The sequence below is a fragment of the Bacterioplanoides sp. SCSIO 12839 genome (assembly GCF_024397975.1).
In the GTDB taxonomy this organism is placed as follows: domain Bacteria; phylum Pseudomonadota; class Gammaproteobacteria; order Pseudomonadales; family Oceanobacteraceae; genus Bacterioplanoides.
In genome coordinates, this window is record NZ_CP073745.1 from 3,590,364 (window position 1) to 3,610,729 (window position 20,366).

The window sequence follows — 20,366 nt, forward strand, 5'->3', positions numbered from 1 at the left end:
TAGCGTCCTTTAAAAGGGCGGTTATACACAAGGATTCCCATGCCAATAATAAAAAAACTGCGATCAATCCTTATTTTTTCAACCTTGTTGTTATTGGTTGCCTGCAGTCAGAAACAGACATTCAGCTATACCCAGCCGGAAGACTCAATCAAAGCAGAAAGCGACCACTTTATCGCCGGCGTTGGCATACGCGATATCACACCACCGCCGGGCATTCCTCGTGCCGGTTATGCGCTATGGTCAACCACCGGAGAAGGCTTCCGTACCCGCCTCTCTGCACGCGCTTATTATATGCAGGGGAATAATGGCCAGCCGTATGCGTTAATTCAGACCGATTTAATGGCAGGCTCCCGTATTTTATTAGCCAGGGTAGCTGAGCTGGTGAATGAAAAAACCGGCTTACACGCCGGTAATATGACCATTACTGCAACCCACACCCACTCCAGCCCAGGACAATATTTAGGCTCTGAGTTTTATAATAAACACGCCTCTCATAAAAACGGATTTGATCCGGTATTTTTTGAATTTCTGGCGCAACAGTTAGCCGCGGCGGTGTTTGACGCCTACGACAATCAGGTACCCGCCAAAATTGCCAGTGGCAAAAAAGCCGTTTGGGGATTAACCCGCAACCGTTCGATTGAGCCTTTCAGTAATAATAAAAATCACCCACACGTTGAACAAACCAACGCGGCGGTATTTCACGAAATCAATCCGTATTTATATATGTTGCGTCTTGATGGTTTAACCGCTGATGGCAGTTATCAACCGATGGGAGCTTTTATGAGCTTTGCCATTCATGGCACCTCTATTCCACGCTGGGACCCAATGTTTAACGGTGATTTATGGTCGTATTTCCAGGGCGACTTACAACATCAGATCAAACAACATTACCCAAAAGCAAAACACGTCATTATTGGTGGTTTTGAAGGCACTCATGGTGATATTGCACCGGCTATGCCGTTGGATCAGTCGGGTTATATCTGGTCGAAAAATGTCGGCTCAGCGCTGGCCGAAGAAGGCTGGCAATTATTCCGAGAATTAGAAAACTCACTCTCAACGGACAGTACCATTCGTATCGCCAGCCGCCACATCGATATTCGTGACAACCCGGAAATTAACGGCACTGAAATTTGTGATGAAGCCGCCGCCGGAACCACGCTAACAGCCGGGCCATACGAACACGAGTCACCGGTATTGGCCTGGCTACCCTTCTTCAAGCAAGGCAGCAGTCGTTGGTTTAATACTGAAGGTTGCCATGGTAATCGTTTATTAGTTGGTGGCGCCTGGATTCAACCCTGGCTGGAGCCTAAAGACAGTTTTCCGCGGGATATTTTATTTCAGCTGATTGAGATCGGTGATTTAGCCATTGTGCCACTGCCGTTTGAATTAACAGCTGAAACCGGCTTCCGTATTCAGGCCACCGTCGAGCAAAGTTACCGCGAGAAAAATCAGACCATTCCGGAAGTCATGGTCACCAGTCTGGCCAATGGTTACACCGGCTACATCACCACACCGGAAGAATACGAGGTTCAGTATTATGAAGGTGGTCACACCATTTATGGCCGTTATTCGCAGCCGTATGTTACTCAACACATTGGAGCGCTGGCAGCGGATTTATTAACCCATAACAAAGTGATGGAGCTGCCTGCACAGTGGCAGTTCCAGTTACCGGTGAAAACCTTTGTAGAACAACAACCGCTGGCTGAAGATCGCGTACGACGCGTGTTATCAACACCGGAATACCAGCTGCCTGCGGTGAATCAGGAAGCGTATTGGCACTTTGACTGGCAAGACATCACAGCTGACCATATCGCGCTGCATCAGCCCCTGTTAAGTATTGAAATCAGTGATGACCAACAACACTGGCAGCCACTGATTCACAAAGGCCGCCCGGTAAACGACCAGGGGTATGACCTCTCGGTGCAGTTGATCGATGATCAGGATGGACACGCTCACTACCGTGCCTATTGGTACAACCCGGTATTTCAGGGTAAGCAAGTATGGTATCGCTTTGTGATACAACCCCGGGAACATGAAGCAATTTTGTATTCCGCCGCGTTTCATTAAGAACTAACCCGACACGACTGAGTCAAAGCCCTTCTTTTAAGAAATTCTGTGCGTACAATACGCGGGGTTTTCAACGCAGTTTTATCAGAAGTGGTGATTATGTTAGTAAAAGTTATTCGTAATGTTCTGGGCTACAGCATTGCCGCCGTCGACTTAGCCACACGAGGAAAAGGATTAAAACGTTCACCGGAAGAGCAACAAAAAGTCGATGCCGAGCTGAACAATATGGCGCTATACCAGTTTACGGTGTGTCCGTTTTGCATCAAAACCCGTCGTGCCATGCACAAGCTGGGATTAAAAGTCGAAACGCGCAATGCCTCTGGCAACAATCAGGCACGCAAAGATCTGGAGCAACAAGGCGGTAAAATACAGGTGCCTTGCCTGCGTATTTCTGAAGATGGCAAGGAAGACGTATGGATGTATGAATCTGGCCAGATCATTCAATACCTGGAACAGCGCTTTGGTGCAGGCGCCTAATTCGGGTACTGCCAGGTATCACCCCAGCCATGCCGGTTTGGGTGATACCTGAGTTTGCAACTCGATGACTTTATCCCGGAACTCATCCGTCAGATACGGGCGCTCCAACGTAAAGACCTGATAAATACCTCCCCACAACATCTCCTGAGAAATCTCATTCTGGTTGTCTGTGAGCAGATTGCAGCGTAAGAACGAGAACCAGGACGTCACCACAATCCAGGTATTCAGCGCCAGTGAATCCACTTCATCATCGCTGATGGCAATCATGCCAGCGTCACGCAAACCACGATAAATTTTTCCAACCTGCTGCAGACAGGTGCGAAAAAAATCACGATAGCGGGCGTGCAACGCCTCATCCGCCTGCAGTAAATGCTCCATATCGCGGTGAATAAAGCGACACTGCCATAAGCCGGTAAAGGTGTCTTTCAGGTAGTTCACCTTATCCAGCACGGTCAACTCACGATCTTCTGGCACCTGTAAGTTCTGCAACACCATTTCTTCATACGCAACAAACAGATCAAAGATAATCGCCTGCTTATTTTTGAAGTGGTAGTACAGGTTACCAGGCGAAATATTCAGATGCGCAGCGATGTGATTGGTGGTCACCGAGCGCTCTCCCTGTTCATTAAACAACACCAGGGCTGCATCCAGAATTCGCTGTTTCGTGCTCATAATGGTTTGTTTCTCTTTTCTCAATTAACCGACATTAACCGCACAGGCCATAAGCGGGCAAATTATGCCAATTTCATCCCCAAACTGTCTTTATTGCCGGGAACAGACTTTAGCCTATTGACGTTTTAGAGTAAGAACTCTAATAATGCAACCAGCAAGGAATCTGTCGGTTCAGTACCAACACGAGAAAATAATAATGAATACATCTGTCTCGCGCCGCGGCTTTATGAAGCTCAGCGCCACCAGCACAGCTGCATTGTCAGTTGGCTCCAGCGTTGCCCTAATGACGGGCTGCTCTCGCCAACCAGATAACGACCTGGGCTTAACCTTTTTAACTAAAGCGGATGCCGAGTTCATCCTGGCCGTCGCACCGGTGATATTAGCGAAAAGCTTCCCGGCATCATTAAGCCGTGAAGAAGCCGACACACGCCTGGTCAAGGCCGTCGATGCTTTGATTAACACCCTGGGCGGTCACGCCAAAACTCAGCTGGAGCAGCTGTTCACCATCATGAGCTCAGCGCCGCTGCGACTCGTTGTTGGCGCCCCGGCTGGCGGCTGGAAAGAGGCCTCTGCCGAAGAGATAGAGTCTTTTCTCGACGCCTGGAAAAACAGCATGATGGGCATTAAAAACATGGGCTACGCCTCTTTGTGCAAAATCGTTGGTATGTGTTGGTACTCACAGCCAGAGACCTTCCAGATTACCGGTTATCCAGGGCCGCCGAAAAAGATCCCGGTTCCCGTTAGCTAAGCAACAACCGACAATAAAAAAGTGCAGAGAGATAAAACGATGAGTGAGAGAACCCCTCCGATTCCGGTTGTTGCGGGCATTAATGACCCAATGCTGGAAGGTATTGCTGATGGTTGGAAAGTCCATGACGCAGCTGATTTAGCCGACGGCAGCCTGCTGGAAGCCGACGTGATTATTATTGGCACCGGCGCCGGTGGCGGAACCAGCGCTGAAATTCTTGCCGAAGCAGGCTTTAACGTTTTAATGCTGGAAGAAGGCCCGTTACGCTCCACCAATGACTTCAAAATGGATGAGCGCGAAGCCTACCGCGACCTGTACCAGGAAAGTGCAGGCCGGATGAGTAAAGACGGCGCGATGTCGATCTTGCAGGGCCGCTGTGTAGGCGGCACCACCGTCATTAACTGGACATCATCCTTCCGCACTCCGGATGAAACCCTGACCTTCTGGGGTGAAAAATTCGATACCAAAGGCTTCAGCCCAGAAGAAATGGCCCCCTGGTTTGAGCGTATGGAAACCCGCTTAAACGTCAACAAATGGCCGGTTCCACCTAACGCAAATAATGCGGTATTAAGTGAAGGCGCAACCAAGCTCGGCATCGACTGGCAGGTGATTCCACGCAACGTCGCCGGTTGTTGGAACCTGGGGTACTGCGGCACCGGTTGCCCAACCAATGCTAAACAATCTATGTTGGTAACCACCATTCCGGGCGCGCTAAAACACGAGTCCGAGTTGGTGTATTCCGCCAGAGCAGAAAAATTAATTCTCGACGGCACAAAAGTCGCGGGCGTTGAAATTACCGCACTGGGCGCTGATAAAAATCCAACCGGAACTAAGCTGGTTGCTCGCGCACCACACGTGATTATGGCCTGTGGTGGTATTAACGGCCCCGCATTATTAATGCGCTCAGATGTACCTGATCCGAATAAACGCGTGGGCAAACGTACCTTCCTGCACCCAACATCGTTCAGCTTCGCTAAGTTCGATAAAACCATCGATCCTTATTATGGCGCCCCACAGTCGATTTATTCCGACCACTTTCAATGGCAAAGTATTGATGGCCCTGTTGGTTATAAACTGGAGGTGCCACCACTGCAGCCAGGGTTAAGTGCAGTTCTGTTATTGGGCCATGGTGCTGGCCATTTTGAAGATATGCAGGACCTTCCTAACACCCACGCCATGATTGCTTTGTTGCGTGATGGTTTTAACGAAGAAAGCCAGGGCGGAGAAATTGAACTGGCATCCGATGGCTCCCCTGTCGTCAATTATGAGATCAACGATTATTTATGGGACGGGTTTAAGCGCACCTTCCTGACCATGGCCGAAATCGAATTCGCTGCCGGGGCCAAAGCGGTTCGTTCATCTCATCTGGACTCTCCGTGGTACACAAGCTGGGAAGAAGCGAAGGCAGGCATCAACCAGCTGGAGTTTCGCTTAAATGCGTTTACCGCTGGTTCCGCGCATGTGATGGGTGGTTTATGTATGGGTGAAGATCTGGATACCTGCGTGGTGAACTCCGAAGGCAAATACCATTATCTGGATAACCTCTGGGTGTTTGATGGTTCGGCGTTCCCCACCAGTATTGGTGCTAACCCACAACTGTCGGTCTATGGTTTGGCCTGTAAACAAGCAAATGGCTTGGTTGAAAAAATGAGAGCGGAAAAGGCTGCTAAGCAGGCTTAATCTCACTCAGACTGAACTTCGAAAGCCGCAGATAACCGGGAGTGACACCCGGATTGTCTGCGGCTTTTTTCGTGCTTGCCCGAGTTATCTACGGGTGATACTTTGGATATTAATGGGGTGCCCCCAAAATAGTGACCTGGCGCTTTTCCCCTCTGTCACCTGCGCTCTGAACTTGTTATAACGGGGTGATATTCCATGATGAGTAACAACCGTGACTGCCGCCAACCGATCTAATAAAAACAACACCAACACCTCCGGTAATAACACGCCACTAAATTCCTCAGCTGCACAGGGCAGTTACACACATAACGGCTGGCCGGTTTCTCCGTTTTCCCAAAAAACGCTGGCTTACCTGAAATATAAGGGCATTCCTCATCAGGATCAGGCACCGAACTTTTATCAGCTGATGGTTCGCATTCCGAAAAAAGTCGGGCGTGCCATTATGCCGACGGTTGTCACGCCCGAAGGTGAATGGCTGCAGGATACCGCTGATATTATTGATCAGTTAGAAAAGCGTTTTCCGCAGCACAGCATTGAACCCACTACGGCTAAACAACAGCTGGTTGCTCGTTTACTTGAAATGCACGCCGATGAATGGCTGGTGTTATCCGCTCTGCATTATCGCTGGACCGAACCGGCAACCCGTGACTTCATCGTGAATGCCTTTGGCCAATACGCTTTACCGATGATGCCAGGTTTTATCCGTCGTATGGCTGGTAATCGTATTCGCAAAGCCATGATGAGTTACCTGCCCAGATTTGGCATTGTCGGAAAAACCGAGCCTGGTGTTCGTCGTTACACGCAGCAGTTAATCGCACGCCTGGAAGAGCACTTTCAGCAATATAAATATTTTCTTGGCAACCGCCCCTGTGTCGGTGACTTTGCCTTCTTCGGGCAGTTGTATGCACACCTTTACCGCGATCCGGGCTCAACACATTTATTCGATCAGACACCGAACCTGGTGTTGTGGATGCAACGTTTATTAAACGCCGATGGCAGCGAAGCAACCCCCGCTGATAGTGTGCAATACCGTTTTTTACCGGATGATGAGATTCCTGCGACCTTATTGCCAATCATTGAGATGCTTTTTGCAGAGCATTTTCCTTTCTGCATAGATGTTGTTAAACGCATCAATGAGTACGTCACACAACACCCGGAAGCTACCCGGGTTCCACGTGTTGTTGGTGACAGTCACTTTACTATCGGCGGAATAACCGGTGAGCGTAAACAACTGAGCTTTACTCAATGGAAAGTACAACGTTGCTGCGATGTTTATCATTCTGCAAGCGACACAGAAAAAGCGGAGTTAGGCCAGTGGTTAGCCACTGTTGGTGGTGAAGCATTACTATCGCTTAACATCGAACATCCATTAAAGCGTCAGAATTATCGGGAAGTACTGTCTAACAGGCCCTAGTAATAAAGCACTAATGAACACCTGTGAAATGTAAAAACTGTTCAAACAATTTGAATTCGTATAGGAATACCTCTCACATAGCTGGTAAAAACACCCATTGCTATGCAAAATACGCAATAACTCATTAGTGATCATGCGTTTATTGTAAAGGTACCTTCATGGAAGGCAGTTGCACCAATCTGGATAGCAGAATCCGCTCGATTGAAACATCAGATCCGCAGCAGCTATCAGCATTTCAAAGTGGAAAAGGCAGGCAATATACCCAGATCCGTGCTGGTGATTTTCGTGCCTGCTATACAGAGATCAATCTGGATGGCGTGCAGCTGTTTAGTGAAAAGTTAAATGTTGGTACACGTATTCAGGGTGCTCCCGACTCCCGGTTTGTGCCGTTTGGTGCAATTATGCCCAATAATACTCAAGGTAACTTTTGTGGCTTTTCATTGCCGGAAGCTCCTTTTATACAAGCAACCGGAGGAGTATGGGATGTCACTATTCTGAACCATCTTGATTACGTTTCTTCGGCATTCAATGCCGAATACTTCCATAGCTATTATGAAAAAATCATGGCAACAGAGGTGCCAAAAGATTGGATCATGAGCCGCTTGGTTGTGACGGATAGTGACGCATTAACGCTCTATCGCAATGGCTTAAAGCATGTCTTATATCTTGTAGCACAAAACCCGGATTATCTGATTTATCCGGCTGTTTTAAAATACCTGAGCGACCTGCCGTTTAAATTAATATTTGATGCACTCGGGCCAACACTACATAAACAAGAAAAAATTAAGCCATTATCTAAACGTTTACGCGGTGTCCGAAAAAGCCTGGAATATATTGAGGCCAATCCCAAAAAAATGCTGACGGTACCAGAAGTCTGCGCCGTATCCGGCTTGAGTGAGCGTTCCTTGCAATACGGGTTTCAGGAATTATTGGGCATGACGCCGGTAAAATATTTGCGTTTGGTACGCCTTAACGGCAGTCATCAGGACCTGTTAGCCGCACAAGCGGACTCCAACCAGAAGGTCGTCGATATTGCATTGAAGTGGGGGTTTGTTGAGCTGGGGCGCTTTGCCCGGGAATATCAGATGCTCTATAACGAGCTGCCCTCTCAGACATTACGTCAGGCCTGATCATTCAGAGATAAACAATTTTATTTGCGGGATAAAAAAACCGCTCAGCTAACGGGAAGGATAGCTGAGCGGAAAGGGATAATCCGGCGATGGTCGAAGCCGGATTATTATGGGTGCTGTTATCAATAGGATGCTGTGATAGTGATTATGGCGTTACGATATTGAACCAGAACTTGAAGTTATCCAGCATCGCCATAAAGTCTTTAAATACCTGAGCATCACCTTTCACTTTTAAACTGCCATCTTCAGCTGCTTTTTCCAGAGTCGTTTTACCCAGCTGAACATCGTCCAGTGTTTTCTTCGATAACTTCAGAGAAACATCCGCATCTTTGATCACTTCAGTGGTGTAGTTCAGTACTGAGTTTTCCATCGACAGCGTGTAAGCTTCTTTCAGGTCAGTAAACTCAATATTAATGGTGAATTTTTTGCCTTCTGCTTTTTCCGGCAGAATACGAACTGACAGGTAATCAAACAACATTTGTGGCGGCATATTTTTGATAATATCCGGTGAGGCTGTGGTTAATTCACCCGACTGTGGTACACCGTTACGCAGCTCGTAAGCGGCCTGCAGATAAACCGAACGCCATGGGCCAGACTCTGCCTGGTAACCCAGCTGCTCGTAAGAGTCTGCCAGCAATGCCTTACCCTTGTTTGAATCAGGGTTAGCAAATACCACATGCTTCAGTACTTCGGCAGTCCAGCGGTAGTTACCTTTTTCAAAATCTTTTTTCGCTTTTTTCAGAACAGCGCGTTCACCGCCCATGTAATCCACGTATTTTTTCGCAGCATCGGCTGGCGGCAAGTTGTTCAGATCTGACGGGTTACCGGTGTACCAACCCATGTAACGCTGATAAACCGCACGGCTGTTATGACGTAAGGTGCCGTAGTAACCACGGGTCGCCCAGTTGTTTTCCAACGACTCTGGCAGCGTGATCATTTCAGAGATTTCTTCACCCGTGTAACCCTGGTTCATTAAACGAACAGATTGGTCATGAGTGAACTTGTAGATATCACGTTGTTTCTTCAGGTAATCAACAATCGCTTCCTGTCCCCATACCGGCCAGTGGTGACTCTGGAATTTAACCACAGCGTCCTGACCCCAGGTCTCAATGGTTTCGTTCAGATATTCTGCCCACTTCAGCGGATCACGTACTTTAGCACCGCGTAATGTCAGAATATTGTGCATCGTGTTGGTGGTATTTTCCGCCATCCATAATGCTTTTTTCTCTGGGAACCAGGTGTTCATCTCGGTGGGTGCTTCAGTACCCGGCGTGTATTGGAAAACCATTTTTACGCCGTCGATGGTGCGCTCTTCACCGGTTTTTTCGATGTAATCGGTGGGTGCAATCAGCGTTGCTTCACCAGTCGAGGTGGTTTGACCTAAACCGCCGTTAACACCACCAAATTCGTTACGCGGTAATAATGCGCCGTACATATAAATAGCACGACGGCCCATGGCATTACCGGCAATCACGTTTTCAGATACCGCGTGCTCAGTAAATTCATGCGAAGCAATCACAGGAACTTTACCGCTCAGTACGTCTTTTTCATCAACGATGCCACGCACACCACCAAAGTGGTCCAGATGGCTGTGGCTGTAAATAACGCCGGTTACCGGGCGCTCACCCAGCTCTTTGTTAACAAAATCCAGCGCCGCTTTGGCTGCTTCTTTAGAAATCAGTGGATCAAAGACAATCCAGCCTTTATCACCCTTCACAAAAGTAATATTGGATAAGTCATAACCACGAACCTGATAAATGCCGTCGGTGACTTCAAACAAACCATTGATCATGTTCAGCTGGGCGTTGCGCCACAAGCTTGGGTTAACACTGTCTGGAGAGGCTTTATCTAAAGAGATATATTTTTTGTAGCTTTCCAGATCCCAGACTGGCGCACCCTCAGCATTGGTGATGGTGACAACATCTTGTGTTGCAATCAGACCTTTCTGAGCGTTTTCGAAGTCAGTCTTATCATTAAAAGGAAGCTGTTTCAGAACCTGCTTGTTGGCAGCAATGGTCGCTTTGGTTGCGGGTTTAGGCTCAACCACCGCCAGTGCATTGGCCGACAGCGAAAGTGCCATCAATGCCACTAACTGTTTCTTCATGATCTTAATCCTTTACAGGGGAAGTAGGCGCACAAAATTTGTAGGTTTGAGCCTACCAAGCTGCAAAGGGATTAATATGCAATTTCCGCAAAAAACAGACAGAAGTATCAGGCAGTTGTGATGACAGTCAGATTTAACAATATTTTATCCAAAACGTTACATTATTACATTTTATTTTCCAGTTCAGAAACCAATTCAGGGGCGAGCTGTAATTGCTTTGCCAGTTCCTGAAGATACGCTTTTTCCATAAAGTTCTGTTCATCAATAATAATTGCTGAAGCGAGGTACACTTCTGCTGCCTCTTCCGGGGTTGTTACCTGAGCAGCAACCTCGGCTGGGTCCAGCGGTTTACTTAATTCCTGCTCCACAAACTGATTTACTTCCGCGGAGGCTCCCATCGATTTCACGGCAGCCTGAATTCGATCTTGTTCCGCGTCATCAATATGTCCGTCGGCTTTGGCCGCTGCAATCATGGAAGACAACAGCAACAAGCTTTCGCGCTCTTGTGAGTCGACAGGCGGAGCCAATGCCGCTTGAGGAGAATGATTGATATCCGCTGCAGCGCCTACGGGGTCAGCCTTATCGCTTTGCCACTTCTGATAGGTTTTATAAGCCACCGCCGCTAATGCCGCCGTGCCACCCACCTGCAACGCGGTTTTACCCAGCTTACGGCCGCTTTTGGAGCCTAATAACAAACCCAAAGCACCGCCGCCCAGTGCACCTTTACCCAGAGTTGATAATGTATCGCTACGACTCTGACCTTCGGCGGGAATATTCAGGGCTTTTTCGGCACCCTGCTTACCTTGCTGCGCCAGTTCTGAAGCAGAACCCAGAAACATATTCACCAGACCTTTAACGTCCATCACTCTACCTGTTTGCTTATTTTCTCAGATACCAGCATACGGGGTTGGAGTTAAGTTTGGGTCAGGCTGGGTTATTAAATGACGGGAAAAGTGTAGATTTGTATTTTTCGCTAACAGCAATTTAACGAAGGTATCGTGACTCAGCTTTCACTGGCTTCTTGCTGTAATTTTTCCCGGATATTCATCAGAATTTTACCAAACTGATTCTGACCACGGCGATCTCTGCCACAGCCCCAGAAATAATCGTAACTGTTATTTTCCACCAGAGTTTGATCACCGGTATCTAATAACGCTGCGGCAACTTCAGGATAGGCTTTGCACTTGGTGTACATGGCGCGGGTCATTAACACCTGGCGGCGTTGTTTCCAATCTTTACGGCGTTGCCAGAAACGCCACTTGGTGAGTTTCATCGCATCTTGGGCTGTTTCAGCATTGCGGATTTTTTCCTGAAAAGCTGAGTTATCAAACTGCATCGCCTGAAAATAGTGTTCAACCGTGGGCCAGTTCTGATCATCCAGAAAGAAACCGTGCGGCGAGGCACTGCCCAATAACTCGTTAGCGTCGTGGCGCGAGAAAAAGTGTGAGTTCAGGTTTTCTTCTGGAAACAGTCCCATAAGGGTTCGGTTCCTTTGGTCGATATTAATTGGCTTTAGAGAAGCATTATGTGGGATTTGAGTGGGGTTTTCATCGCTTAAAATTGATACACAATGCCTTTGAAGTCAATTGTGGTTATCTGTTTCGTTTTTTTAGTTGAGATTTGAATAGGCGCTAACTAAAAACAGTACTCTGGTTACTTCGATTCCAAAAGATCAAGGTATTCTCCAGGCTTGTCTCCAACTACTGCCTTAGAAAATCCACTGTAAATTACTTCTAAAAATAAGCTACGAGCCTTCAGGAAGTTACCCTCTCCATAAGCCTCAACAGCCAAAAAAAACTTATCTTTTATATATGCCTGAATAGCTGACCTTGCTTGAAGAAAGTCATCCTTTGGCGAATATCTTGGATCATTCTTTGAGTTTAATCGATTATAGAAACCATACCACAAGGCTGGTTCTACCCACTTTTCTGTAAACTCCCTTTTCTTACTTTCATTTAGATCAAGGTAAAACTGTTCGAACCTCGCAAAATCATCCGAAAAAGCAGAGTGTCGGTGACTAGATAAGCGATTTCCTTTAGGAGAGATAATCCAAGGGGGGTATTCTTTTTTCAATTAAGTACTCCATTCATTATCTTCAATCCGATTTACATCTAACAAGGCCTAAAACATCAAGTAGCTGCAACCAAATCATCCCAAGAAAGAAGGATTCAAATGCAGAAACAAGTATTAAAGCTTGGAATGCCTCTAATGGTAGAAATGACCAGGTCAAAAGTGAAGACATCAGGGGTGCAAGTGATAGAAGAAATAATTTCAGGCTGGACTCAAAATCGACCCAACAATACGCCATCGTCAATATAACGAAAGATATCGGAAGATAAAGTAGTATGTTATCTGCTGCTATGACCCTGACAGTAAATCCAAGTAATATCACAAAAAAATAAGCTTTCAAAAACTGTTTCATATCCCTTCCTTAGGGTCCCATAAAACGAAGCTTGCAGCAGAACTAAAAACGCCCAATTAGTTCTCACTAATCGGGCGTTTTAATTTCCACCAAAGACCGGCTATTAACCCAGCTCAGAAAGTTTCTTCTTCAGAACTTCCATCACCACCTGCGGGTTAACACCTTTCGCCGCTTTACGGGTGGCACCAATAAATGGCCCCATCGCTTTGCCGCGTTTTTCTTCTGGTGTGGCCAGGTAGGTTTCAACCAACTTAGCGTTATCCGCTAAGACTTGTTCTACAATGGCTTCGATCGCGCCAGTATCAGACACCTGTTTCAGGCCCAGAGAATCCACCAACGCATCAACGTTGTCGCCCTTGCCTTCAAGCAGCGCATTAAAGACTTCTTTCGCGCCACCGTTATTCAGGGTGTTGTCTTTAATCAGCACCAGAATACGACCCAGCTGTTCTGCATTAACTGCCAGCTCAGTGATACCAATTTCTAAACGGTTCAGTGCCGCCGATACATCGGCCTGCACCCAATTGGCTGCCAGCTTATAGTCGTTAGCGATTTTCGCCGCGTCTTCGAAGTAGTGAGCCAGGTCGCGGTTAGACGCAATTACTGCCGCGTCAGTTGCGCTTAAGCCGTGGTCTTTAACAAAGCGTGCGCGCTTGGCATCCGGCAATTCCGGCAGTGTTTCGCGAACCGCTTCGATGTAGTTATCGTCGATAATAACCGGCAATAAATCCGGGCACGGGAAATAACGGTAGTCGTTCGCCACTTCTTTCGAGCGCATAGAACGGGTTTCGTTTTTATCGGCATCGTACAGACGCGTTTCCTGAACGATCACACCGCCGTCTTCCAGTACGTCCATCTGACGTTCGATTTCAACTTCAATCGCACGCTCAACGTTACGGAAAGAGTTCACGTTTTTAATTTCAGTACGGGTACCGAATTCTTCCTGACCTTTCGGACGCAGAGACACGTTACAGTCACAACGCATAGAGCCCTGGGACAGATCACCGTCACACACGCCTAAGTAGGTCACGATGCTGTGCATTTTACGGAAATACGCAGCAGCTTCTTTGGCGGAACGTAATTCCGGCTCAGAAACAATTTCAATTAATGGCGTACCGGCACGGTTTAAATCGATACCCGAAAATCCGTCGAAACCTTCGTGTACAGATTTACCGGCATCTTCTTCCAAGTGGGCACGGGTTACATTAATGCGACGCGTCTCGCCGTCATCCAGTTCAATATCGATATGGCCCATGCCTACGATTGGATGATGCAGCTGAGTGGTCTGGTAACCTTTTGGTGAATCCGGGTAGAAATAATTTTTACGGTCGAACACGGATTTTTTACCAATCTCCGCATCAATCGCTAAACCGAATTTCACCGCCATACGCAGTGCTTCTTCGTTAAATACCGGTAAAACACCCGGTAAACCCAGATCAACAGCGTTAGCCTGAGTATTGGCTTCGGCACCATAAGCGGTGCTGGAGCCCGAGAAAATTTTGGATTTGGTCGACAGCTGAGCGTGAATCTCAAGGCCGATCACTACTTCCCATTCCATAATGATTGCTCCTTAAATGCCAGCCGGTGTTTTTAAATGCCAGTCGGTTGCTTGCTGGAATTTATGACCAGCATTTAACAGACGGGCTTCGTCGAAATAGTTACCAATTAACTGCAAGCCAACAGGTAGATCCTTTCCACCTTCAACACCCACCTGACCACATGGAATCGACATACCAGGCAAGCCTGCCAGGTTTAATGCGATGGTGAAAATATCTTCCAGGTACATAGCCACCGGATCATCACCTTTTTCACCGGCTTTAAATGCAGGTGTTGGTGTTACCGGGCTCATGATCATGTCGACGTCTTTAAAGGCTTCAACGAAGTCGTTTTTAATTAAACGACGAACCTGTTGTGCTTTTTTGTAGTAAGCGTCGTAGAAACCCGCCGACAGCGCATAAGTACCGACCATGATGCGGCGCTTAACTTCGTCACCAAAACCTTCGCCACGGGAGCGAACGTACAGATCGTTAATGTCTTTTGGATCTTCACAACGGTAACCAAAACGAACGCCGTCCATACGCGACAGGTTGGCCGAACATTCTGCCGGAGCAACGATGTAATACGCCGGAACCGCCAGATGGGTATTTGGCAAAGAAATCTCTTTAACCTTCACGCCCTGGTTTTCGTATTCTTTAATGGCGTTCATTACCTGCTGCTGCATTTCCGGCGATAAATCATCGCGGAAATATTCAGTCGGCAGACCAACCGTCATACCTTCTAACGAATCATTCAGCGTGGCGGTGTAATCCGGAATTTCATGATCAACACAGGTCGAATCTTTTGTATCGTAGCTCGCCATTACGTTCATCATCATGGCGGAATCTTCGGCAGTACGGGTCATGGTTCCGGCCTGATCCAGACTGGAAGCAAACGCAATCATGCCGTAACGGGAAACACGGCCATAAGTTGGCTTCAGACCAGTAATGCCGCACAGCGCTGCTGGCTGACGAATAGAACCACCGGTATCGGTTGCCGTAGCACCCGGAACTAAACGTGCAGCAACCGCTGCCGCCGAACCACCGGAAGAACCACCTGGAACACGATCAGTATCCCACGGGTTTTTCACCGCCCCGTAATACGAGCTTTCGTTGGATGAACCCATGGCGAATTCATCCATGTTGGTTTTACCCAAACACACCGCACCGGCTTTATTAAAGTTGTCGGCCACGGTGGAATCGTATGGCGCTTCAAAGTTGCTCAGCATTTTCGAGGCACAGGTGGTTAACACACCTTCGGTACAGAAAATATCTTTATGAGCCATGGGTACACCGGTCCAGGCTTCGGCGTTACCCGCTGCGCGACGTTCGTCGGCGGCTTTGGCTTGTGCCAGTGCCTGCTCTTCGGTGATGGTAATAAAGCTGTTGTAGTCGCCGTCTTTATCTTTAATACGGCCTAATAAATCCTGAGTGATTTCAACACTGGAATATTCACCAGCCGCTAACTCGCGGGAAATCTCAGCAATTGTTTTGTTATGCATGTCTCAATATTCCTTCGCTGATCATTCAACCACTTTAGGGACGATGTAGTGGCCTTCAGCCACTTGTGGTGCGACTTTCTGGAAGCGCTCGCGTTCATTGGTTTCGGTCACGACGTCTGCACGCAGGCGTTGAACGGCATCCAGTGGGTGAGCCATCGGCTCAACATCTGAGGTGTCGACGGCAGCTAACTGGTCTACCAAATCGAGAATATTGCTCAGGTTTTTTTGATAATCACTGATTTGTGCTTCATCAATCTGCAAGCGCGACAACGCAGCGATATCGCGAATCTGATCCTGATCCAGAGCCATACGGGTACTCCCATAAAATAAGGCGATAGCAATAGGTTTGAAATTTTGTTGTCCTGCGCAAAATCAACTGAATACACAAGCTGCTCAAATCAATCACAGGACGACATAAAGAAAGCCGTGAAGCCTAGCACAAATCCCTCTTGCTCTAAATAACTCTGCGCCCTTGCTCTAAATCCCCACCATTGCTAGAGTTACTGCAATTTTTTTACCCGCCCCGAGTTGGGGATTAGTGCAGGGAAATTCTGGATGTTTAAGAAGTTAAGAAGCATGTTTTCCAGCGATCTGTCGATCGATCTGGGAACCGCCAACACGCTGATTTATATGCGTGATCAGGGAATCGTATTAAATGAGCCATCGGTGGTTGCGATTCGCATGCAGGGTCACGCCAAAAGTGTGGCTGCTGTTGGTGCCGAAGCCAAGCGTATGCTGGGCCGTACTCCGGGTAACATTCAGGCCATTCGCCCGATGAAAGACGGCGTGATTGCTGACTTTGAAGTAACCGAAAAAATGCTGCAGTACTTCATCAAAAAAGTACACGAAAGCAGCTTTATGCCACCTAGCCCTCGTGTTGTGGTGTGTGTGCCGTATCAGGCAACTAAGGTAGAGCGTCGCGCCATTATCGATTCGGTAATGGGTGCCGGTGCTTCCCGTGCCTATTTAATTTATGAGCCAATGGCAGCGGCCATTGGTGCTGGCCTGCCAGTCGATGAAGCCCGTGGCTCTATGGTGGTCGACATCGGTGGTGGTACCACAGAAATCGCCATTATCTCGCTGAGCGGCGTGGTTTACGCAGAATCCGTAAAAGTGGGTGGTGATCGATTCGATGAAGCGATTGTTGCTTATATTCGTCGCAACTACGGCAGCCTGATTGGTGAAGCCACCGCAGAGCGTATCAAACAAGAAATTGGTACCGCTTACCCAGGCGGCGAAGTGCGCGAAATTGACGTACGTGGCCGTAACCTGGCCGAAGGTATTCCACGCAGCTTTACCCTGAATTCCAACGAAATCCTCGAAGCACTGCAAGAATCCCTGGCAGCCATCGTGCAAGCAGTTAAAGGGGCACTGGAACAATCTCCGCCAGAGCTGGCTTCCGACGTTGCCGAGCGTGGCATGGTGTTAACCGGTGGTGGTGCCCTGTTACGTGACCTCGACAAACTGCTGAGCGAAGAAACCGGCCTGCCGGTTCTGGTCGCCGACGATCCACTGACTTGTGTTGCCCGTGGTGGCGGTAAGTTCCTAGAAACCGCCAGCGAAAGCCAGTTAGAGATGGCCGCGATCGATTAATCGACACCGGTTCAGCCCCAAAAAAGCGGAGTTTTATGCTCCGCTTTTTTGTATCTGATTCCCCCGTTCCAACCAATAAGCGAGGCACAACAAATGACCATTCGGGTATTAATTATTGGCTGTGGTGATGTCGGCAGCGAATGTGGCAAACAGCTTTTGAGTAAGCAAAACCCGAACTTCGAAATCATAGGTGTGCGTCGTAACAGCGACAAATTGCCCCAAACCTTTACCCGAATCAGTGCCGACTTTACCGATGCCGAAAACTTTATCGGTACCATCAAACAACAACCGGCGGACTATGTGATTTACAGCGCTGCCGCCAGCCAACACAATGAAGCTGGTTACCGCAGCGCTTATGTCGAGGGTTTAAACAACACCTTAAGTGCGATTGCTCACTGGCCTCAGCCACCCAAGCACATCTTTTTCACCTCCAGCACCGGGGTGTATCACCAGGCTGACCACAGCTGGGTTGATGAAACATCCGCCACCGAACCTAAACGCTTCAGTGGTGCCATTATGCTGGAAGCAGAACAACGACTGGAAAACAGCGGCATTGCATCATCAGTGGTGCGCTTTTCGGGTATTTATGGGCCGGGACGCAATCGCTTAATCAATACCGTAAAAACCGGCAAAGGCGCTCCCGCTGCCCCCATCAGCTACAGCAATCGTATTCACCGCGATGATTGTGCCGGAGTTTTGGCTCATTTAATTCAGTCAAAACTGGAAGGGAAGTCTCTCGATAACAGGTATCTGGCCAGCGATTGTGAACCCGCGCCATTAGCACAAGTCACAGAATGGTTGGCACAACAGCTCAAGACCGAATTAACGGATTTTAGTCTGGGTCGGATGGCGGGCAGCAAACGTTGTAATAACCGCCGCTTATTGGATTCAGGGTACTCGTTTAAATACCCTGATTTTCGCAGCGGCTACGCTTCCTTACTCAAAGAGATGCATCGCCGTGAGAATGAGAGTTAACAGTGTCTAAGCGAGTCGGTATAGTAGGCCGCTAGCTCTGTTATTTTTATCGTTATTGGCGCATTGCCTGTTTCACCGCGGCACGCCATAAGGAAACTCTTATTAAATCTCAGTTTCAGGTTCCTCCTGCACAAAGACAGAAAGTGGTCGGCATTGCACTGCTGGCAATGATTCTGATCTGGCTTGATAGCCATGCACCCTGGTTGCAGCCGGTGCGTCAGGTCAGTGGTTATCTGATTCTGCCTGCACAAAAAGTCGCGGCTGTGCCAGCATCCGTCGCCAACTGGTTTGGTGAATCCGCCGCAACCCACCAGCAGTTGTTAAGTGACAATAAAAAATTGTCGGCGCGTAATCTGATTCTCGAAACCAAGGCACAACGTCTGGCGTCGCTGGAAGCAGAGAATATTGAGTTACGGGAATTATTATCAGCGTCCGAACAAATCGACGACCGCGTATTGGTGTCGGCGTTAATTGCCGTCGACCCGGACCCTTACTCACAACAAGTCATGATCGACAAAGGCACCGAAGACGGTGTGTTTATTGGCCAGCCGGTACTGGATGCTTATGGCCTGCTGGGTCAGGTGATTGATGTATTACCGCGCTCCAGCCGGGTATTGATGATTGCCGATTCCAACCACGCCATTCCGGTTCAGGTTAATCGCAACGGTGTGCGTGCCATCGCAACAGGCACCGGCAACCTAGATACTCTACAGCTGATTTATGTTCCGAACACGGCCGACATTCAGGAAGGCGATTTATTAGTCAGCTCCGGCTTGGGCGGGCGTTATCCTCGCGGTTATCCGGTCGCGACGGTTTCCCGGGTAGAGAATGTGCCGGGTCAGTCATTCGCTACCGTCAGCGCCACACCCAGTGCTCACCTGGATCGCAGCCGTCATTTGTTATTGGTGTTCCAACAAGGTTCTGGGCAGGTCCCTCCGGAAAGCCTCTGGAGAGAGAAATAAGTTATGCCTGATTTTCGTACATTACTGGTGTTTGCCAGCACCCTGTTTCTGGCTTTTGTGCTTGAACGCTTACCGATGCCAGAGATTCTTTCCTGGCTGCAACCGGCCTGGGTGATTCTGGCGGTGACCATTCTGGTATTACGCGCGCCGACCTTATTTGGCCTGTGGCTGGCGATTCCGCTGGGGCTGATGTTGGATGCCGAGCGCGGCAGTTACCTCGGCCTGCATATTCTGATTATTGCCCTGCATATTTATTTATTACAGGTGCTGTATAAACGTATTGTGATGTTCAATTTTATACAACAAATGGCGGTGGTGTTTTTGTTGGTGGTGTTGCAACAAATGCTGACGTATTGGGTGTTATCGGTTTTAACCAACAGCACCCGCCCGGTTGATCTCTGGTTGCCCGCACTGACATCCGCCATGATGTGGCCCTGGGTTTATGCGCTGGTATCAACAGCGATGCGCAAAGTCAGTCATCAGTAGGAATCATTATGTTTTATCTGGCGTCTGCCTCACCCCGTCGTAGAGAATTATTAACCCAGATTGGTGTCCAATTTAAGCTGGCCCCGGTTGATATTGATGAAACGCCCCGGCCAGATGAAGCGGCCAAACGGTATGTTGAGCGTCTGGCGTTGGAAAAAGCCCAAACGGCACTGGCAAGCCTGAATGACTCTGAAGAAGCCGTCGTACTGGGTTCCGACACCAGCGTGATAATCAACGACGAGATTTTGACCAAGCCCAAAGATGCGGCCGATGCCAAACGCATGCTGCAACGCTTATCCGGCAATCAGCATCAGGTGTTCACGGCTGTTGCTGTCATCAGCCAACAGCAACAACAGGTCATTAGCGTGGCGACCGATGTGATTTTCAGAACGCTGTCGGATGCCGAGATCGACGCGTATATCGCGACAGAAGAGCCGATGGATAAAGCCGGTTCATACGGTATTCAGGGCAAAGGCGCGATACTGGTGGATCATATCCATGGCAGTTACAGCAATGTGGTGGGGTTACCACTGACGGAAACCGCGGCTCTGTTAAACGATTTTAATATTGAGGTCTGGTCTGAGGACCAGCAAGGTTAATCC

20 protein-coding genes are annotated in these 20,366 nt (G+C 48.4%); 11 read left to right on the forward strand and 9 right to left on the reverse strand.

The features are described from left to right. The first annotated feature begins 39 nt into the window (after positions 1-39). Positions 40-2,067: a neutral/alkaline non-lysosomal ceramidase N-terminal domain-containing protein gene (locus KFF03_RS16310; protein WP_255857985.1), complete on the forward strand. Its 2,028-nt coding sequence runs from the start codon at positions 40-42 to the stop codon at positions 2,065-2,067. Between the two features lie 99 nt (positions 2,068-2,166). After that, on the forward strand, positions 2,167-2,544 hold the full coding sequence (locus KFF03_RS16315) for a glutathione S-transferase N-terminal domain-containing protein (RefSeq protein WP_255857986.1): 378 nt from the start codon (positions 2,167-2,169) through the stop codon (positions 2,542-2,544). Between the two features lie 18 nt (positions 2,545-2,562). Here KFF03_RS16315 and KFF03_RS16320 read toward each other — a convergent pair whose 3' ends face one another. Next, positions 2,563-3,216 (reverse strand): TetR/AcrR family transcriptional regulator, encoded by a 654-nt coding sequence (locus KFF03_RS16320; RefSeq protein ID WP_255857987.1) that lies wholly within the window; start codon positions 3,214-3,216, stop codon positions 2,563-2,565. Positions 3,217-3,412: 196 nt separating this feature from the next. Between KFF03_RS16320 and KFF03_RS16325 the strand changes: the two genes are divergently transcribed. The 4 genes from KFF03_RS16325 to KFF03_RS16340 all read left to right on the forward strand — a co-directional run bounded on the left by KFF03_RS16325 (position 3,413) and on the right by KFF03_RS16340 (position 8,188). After that, positions 3,413-3,964 carry a twin-arginine translocation signal domain-containing protein gene (locus KFF03_RS16325; protein WP_255857988.1) on the forward strand — a complete coding sequence of 184 codons (552 nt, stop codon included), beginning with the start codon at positions 3,413-3,415 and terminating at the stop codon, positions 3,962-3,964. A 39-nt stretch (positions 3,965-4,003) separates the two neighbouring features. Beyond that, complete coding sequence (locus KFF03_RS16330) at positions 4,004-5,644, forward strand: GMC family oxidoreductase (protein ID WP_255857989.1); 1,641 nt, start codon at positions 4,004-4,006, stop codon at positions 5,642-5,644. 211 nt (positions 5,645-5,855) lie between these two features. Continuing rightward, a complete protein-coding gene (locus KFF03_RS16335; RefSeq protein WP_255857990.1) occupies positions 5,856-7,058 on the forward strand; it encodes a glutathione S-transferase family protein in 1,203 nt (400 codons plus the stop codon). Between the two features lie 158 nt (positions 7,059-7,216). Then, a complete protein-coding gene (locus KFF03_RS16340; RefSeq protein ID WP_255857991.1) occupies positions 7,217-8,188 on the forward strand; it encodes a helix-turn-helix domain-containing protein in 972 nt (323 codons plus the stop codon). A 145-nt stretch (positions 8,189-8,333) separates the two neighbouring features. Here KFF03_RS16340 and KFF03_RS16345 read toward each other — a convergent pair whose 3' ends face one another. The 8 genes from KFF03_RS16345 to gatC form a co-directional block, all read right to left on the reverse strand. After that, positions 8,334-10,292: an alkyl/aryl-sulfatase gene (locus tag KFF03_RS16345; protein ID WP_255857992.1), complete on the reverse strand. Its 1,959-nt coding sequence runs from the start codon at positions 10,290-10,292 to the stop codon at positions 8,334-8,336. A 164-nt stretch (positions 10,293-10,456) separates the two neighbouring features. Then, on the reverse strand, positions 10,457-11,155 hold the full coding sequence (locus KFF03_RS16350) for a tellurite resistance TerB family protein (RefSeq protein WP_255857993.1): 699 nt from the start codon (positions 11,153-11,155) through the stop codon (positions 10,457-10,459). A gap of 140 nt (positions 11,156-11,295) precedes the next feature. Continuing rightward, complete coding sequence (locus KFF03_RS16355) at positions 11,296-11,769, reverse strand: NADAR family protein (protein WP_255857994.1); 474 nt, start codon at positions 11,767-11,769, stop codon at positions 11,296-11,298. A 176-nt stretch (positions 11,770-11,945) separates the two neighbouring features. Further along, the gene (locus KFF03_RS16360; protein ID WP_255857995.1) at positions 11,946-12,365 is read right to left on the reverse strand and encodes a hypothetical protein; all 420 of its coding nucleotides are present in this window, start codon (positions 12,363-12,365) and stop codon (positions 11,946-11,948) included. Between the two features lie 22 nt (positions 12,366-12,387). Next, on the reverse strand, positions 12,388-12,714 hold the full coding sequence (locus KFF03_RS16365) for a hypothetical protein (RefSeq protein WP_255857996.1): 327 nt from the start codon (positions 12,712-12,714) through the stop codon (positions 12,388-12,390). A gap of 103 nt (positions 12,715-12,817) precedes the next feature. Next, positions 12,818-14,269 (reverse strand): Asp-tRNA(Asn)/Glu-tRNA(Gln) amidotransferase subunit GatB, encoded by a 1,452-nt coding sequence (gene gatB, locus KFF03_RS16370; protein ID WP_255857997.1) that lies wholly within the window; start codon positions 14,267-14,269, stop codon positions 12,818-12,820. Between the two features lie 12 nt (positions 14,270-14,281). Beyond that, a complete protein-coding gene (gene gatA, locus KFF03_RS16375) occupies positions 14,282-15,748 on the reverse strand; it encodes an Asp-tRNA(Asn)/Glu-tRNA(Gln) amidotransferase subunit GatA (RefSeq protein WP_255857998.1) in 1,467 nt (488 codons plus the stop codon). A gap of 21 nt (positions 15,749-15,769) precedes the next feature. Next, positions 15,770-16,057: an Asp-tRNA(Asn)/Glu-tRNA(Gln) amidotransferase subunit GatC gene (gene gatC / locus KFF03_RS16380; protein WP_255857999.1), complete on the reverse strand. Its 288-nt coding sequence runs from the start codon at positions 16,055-16,057 to the stop codon at positions 15,770-15,772. A 246-nt stretch (positions 16,058-16,303) separates the two neighbouring features. On the opposite strand from gatC, the gene KFF03_RS16385 reads away from it, so the two are divergent. From KFF03_RS16385 to KFF03_RS16405, 5 genes are all read left to right on the forward strand, one after another. Then, positions 16,304-17,341, forward strand: coding sequence for a rod shape-determining protein (locus KFF03_RS16385; RefSeq protein ID WP_255858000.1), 1,038 nt, complete (start codon positions 16,304-16,306; stop codon positions 17,339-17,341). A 93-nt stretch (positions 17,342-17,434) separates the two neighbouring features. After that, positions 17,435-18,316, forward strand: coding sequence for an SDR family oxidoreductase (locus KFF03_RS16390; RefSeq protein WP_255858001.1), 882 nt, complete (start codon positions 17,435-17,437; stop codon positions 18,314-18,316). A gap of 143 nt (positions 18,317-18,459) precedes the next feature. Beyond that, positions 18,460-19,278 carry a rod shape-determining protein MreC gene (mreC, locus tag KFF03_RS16395; RefSeq protein WP_255858002.1) on the forward strand — a complete coding sequence of 273 codons (819 nt, stop codon included), beginning with the start codon at positions 18,460-18,462 and terminating at the stop codon, positions 19,276-19,278. A gap of 3 nt (positions 19,279-19,281) precedes the next feature. Continuing rightward, positions 19,282-19,764 carry a rod shape-determining protein MreD gene (mreD, locus tag KFF03_RS16400; RefSeq protein ID WP_255858003.1) on the forward strand — a complete coding sequence of 161 codons (483 nt, stop codon included), beginning with the start codon at positions 19,282-19,284 and terminating at the stop codon, positions 19,762-19,764. 8 nt (positions 19,765-19,772) lie between these two features. Continuing rightward, on the forward strand, positions 19,773-20,363 hold the full coding sequence (locus tag KFF03_RS16405; protein WP_304941511.1) for a nucleoside triphosphate pyrophosphatase: 591 nt from the start codon (positions 19,773-19,775) through the stop codon (positions 20,361-20,363). Positions 20,364-20,366 lie beyond the last annotated feature (3 nt).